Source organism: Microcystis sp. M049S2 (assembly GCF_020245625.1).
Lineage (GTDB): Bacteria > Cyanobacteriota > Cyanobacteriia > Cyanobacteriales > Microcystaceae > Microcystis > Microcystis ichthyoblabe_A.
In genome coordinates this window covers 1-2,669 of the sequence record NZ_JADBUN010000271.1, presented here as the reverse complement: position 1 = coordinate 2,669, position 2,669 = coordinate 1, and the positions used below count along the sequence as shown (strand labels likewise).

Sequence of the window (2,669 nt, the reverse complement as noted above, 5' to 3'; positions counted from 1 at the left end):
TTTTAACCATTATTTTCTCTCCTGAAAGCCCAGTGACGGAGAGACAAAACAGACTGTTGTTGAGATCAAGTCGCTGTAACTTATATCTGGTAGTGGTTTCAGGGTTTTTTACCCTACTCTCATGAATAATGCAGGCTAGGGTGATAGGTATTGTTATCATGGATTTCATGTCTCTTAGTTGAATAAAAACAGTCTGTAATCTCATTATATCAAGTATGATGAGGATCTTGGTCATGCGAAACTAGACGTTAATTTCAATAGGCAGTAATTGTTGGGTTTCGTACCTTAGCTAAAGCTACACGCCTAGACTTATTATATGCTAAAACTTACTGAATACCGCTATATTTTCATAGGCAGATTGAAACCCTTCAAGGTAATAGTCCGGGTGTCCCAGCAGGAACACACTTATTTAATTTTGTCGTTCCATCAGATTGAATGTAGTAATCTTCACCCCAATCTGATGGATATACACCAAAAGAAACTATAGCGGTATTACCACAATTAGCAACAATTTTATCCGTCCAACTTTTCATTAAAATTTTAGATTCCATAATATTAATAATTATGCTCTCTATTTTTGGGTCAGATCTAGTGGTCACACTCCAATCCACTGAATTTAATGCAATATTCAATACATCAGTTCTATTCGTTGGATTTCCCGTTCTACCTTCATTGGCTACTCCTTTATAAATACTAAACTTAACCCTTCTAACTCCCGGCTCTTCTCGACTTTGTGTGATAATTTTTGCTTATGGAATCGTGAAATGCTTATCGGGCAACACTTTTAGGACTATTTTGTCGAAGAAACTATCAGTATAGACCTCGTTTCCACACAGAAACCAGAAGAGCCAACTCCCTTTGAGCGAATTTCTTCAAGGACTTTATTGACAGTAGCTTGACAGCCTAGCTTTGGTTCTGATTGTGCTTTAACCGAAGGATAGGAACCAGCAAAAAGCGTTGACAATCCTAATAAGGAAGCAATTAAGAGATTTTGGGAGTTAAGTCGTTTCATGGTTTTGTCCTCTGAGGAAACTTAATTAAAATGAAATATTTTTGTTAGTAGTTGAGTTGACGTTAAAAAAGTAACCGTTGGTTGTGTTGGGTTTTGTGCCTTAATCAAACCTACATGGCTAGGAACTGTAGGGGCGCAAGGAACCTGCGCCCAGAATGTAACCTCTCTCAATTTATCAAGTCTGGTGAGTCAGCCTCACTTATTTGAATACCGCGATTATGATGTTTTTGAGATAGTTAAAGACTGTTCAATTACTTGAGGTTAACTATTTTGAATTAGGCGTAATAACAAACGTAATCCTTCATTAACGGCTGCTGAATCAGGAAAAATAGTAGCAACGTCGGGGTCTATTTCGACGGTTAAAGTAGTTCTTTTTCGCCCTTGACCTCTTGCTATGACTGGAAGTTTAGTAAAGTCATATTCGGGGCGTAAATCATCATCTAGATCACAGGTCTGATTCATAAGCTTTACGTTCTTGGGTGGTAGCTAAACGGGCACTAATTAAGCGTGTGGTTTCCGTGCGGTCAGTATAAGAAACAACTAGCAATCGTCCTTTGGCTGATTCTCCCATTATAATAAAACGTCGCTCCCCAAGAGAGTGTTCTGGATCGGCAAAGGTTAAAAATAAGGGATCATAGAACAAGGATTTAGCTTCATCGAAAGAAACACCATGTTTGGCCAAGTTCCTTTTGGCTTTCTCCTCGTCCCAATCGAATAACATGGGTTACATTTATATGGGTTTGCTGAAAATTATAGCAGAATTTCTGGCTCTCCCGTACTTGTGGTGATAAGAAAAGGTTATCTAAGATAGGGCGTATACCATACGGCGCGACAGAAAACGAATTTGCCCTACTGTAGGGGCGCAAGGAACCTGCACCCAGAATGTAACATACACTAACATTTTACCCCATAATGTCGGGAGAGCCGATTTTCATAGGCAGACTGAAACCCCCCAAGGAAGAGGACTAGGAGCATTTTCTGGTTTAACACACTTATTTAATTTTGTCGTTCCATCAGATTGAATGTAGTAATCTTCACCCCAATCTGATTGATCATTACCAAAACCAACTATCGCTGTATTGCTACAATTAACAACAATTCTATCTGCCCAACTTTTCAATAAACTTTTAGAACCCATGATATTATCAATAATGGATTGACTTCGAGAATCAAAAGTAGGTTTTTTAGTGAAATCCCAAGCACTTAAAATTATATGTAACTCGTCTGTTCTGTTAGTTGGATTACCCGTGTTATTTTCATTGGCTCTTTCCTCATAAAGCTTAAACCAAGTCCTTCTAACCCCTTTAGAACGAATTTCTTGAAGGACTTTATCAACAGTAGCTTGACAACCTAGTTTTGGTTCTGATTGTGCTTTAACCAAAGGATAGGAACCAGCAAAAAGCGTTGACAATCCTAATAAGGAAGCGATTAAGAGATTTTGGTAGTTAAGTCGTTTCATGGTTTTGTCCTCTGAGAAAAGTTAATTAAAATGAAACATTTTTGTTAGCAGTTGAGTATTAGATCTCTTGCAAAAGTAATCAAGATATATCCTTTTGTCGGTAACGAAGTTCGTAATTGTAGATACCAGCAATCAAATTCAATCTCAGACCAAATCGCCGTCTGCGATTTCTGTATCTTGATGAAAGTATCCGAAATA

General features: G+C 38.0%; 5 protein-coding genes and 1 pseudogene. All 6 read right to left on the bottom strand.

The window, feature by feature from the left end; genetic code table 11:
- Nucleotides 1-368 precede the first annotated feature (368 nt).
- Nucleotides 369-551, bottom strand: coding sequence for a hypothetical protein (locus IM496_RS20865; protein WP_287663139.1), 183 nt, complete (start codon nucleotides 549-551; stop codon nucleotides 369-371).
- A gap of 239 nt (nucleotides 552-790) precedes the next feature.
- Nucleotides 791-1,012: a hypothetical protein gene (locus IM496_RS20860; protein ID WP_194018365.1), complete on the bottom strand. Its 222-nt coding sequence runs from the start codon at nucleotides 1,010-1,012 to the stop codon at nucleotides 791-793.
- 261 nt (nucleotides 1,013-1,273) lie between these two features.
- Complete coding sequence (locus IM496_RS20855; protein ID WP_002800716.1) at nucleotides 1,274-1,474, bottom strand: hypothetical protein; 201 nt, start codon at nucleotides 1,472-1,474, stop codon at nucleotides 1,274-1,276.
- Nucleotides 1,458-1,733, bottom strand: a complete 276-nt coding sequence (locus IM496_RS20850; protein WP_194018363.1) for a BrnT family toxin — start codon at nucleotides 1,731-1,733, stop codon at nucleotides 1,458-1,460. The genes IM496_RS20855 and IM496_RS20850 overlap by 17 nt, the downstream gene beginning before the upstream one ends.
- Before the next feature lie 210 nt (nucleotides 1,734-1,943).
- Entirely contained in the window at nucleotides 1,944-2,471 is a 528-nt protein-coding gene (locus IM496_RS20845; RefSeq protein ID WP_194018364.1) for a hypothetical protein, read from the bottom strand.
- Between the two features lie 79 nt (nucleotides 2,472-2,550).
- Nucleotides 2,551-2,669 (bottom strand): annotated as a pseudogene (locus tag IM496_RS20840) (IS5 family transposase); the annotation flags it as partial.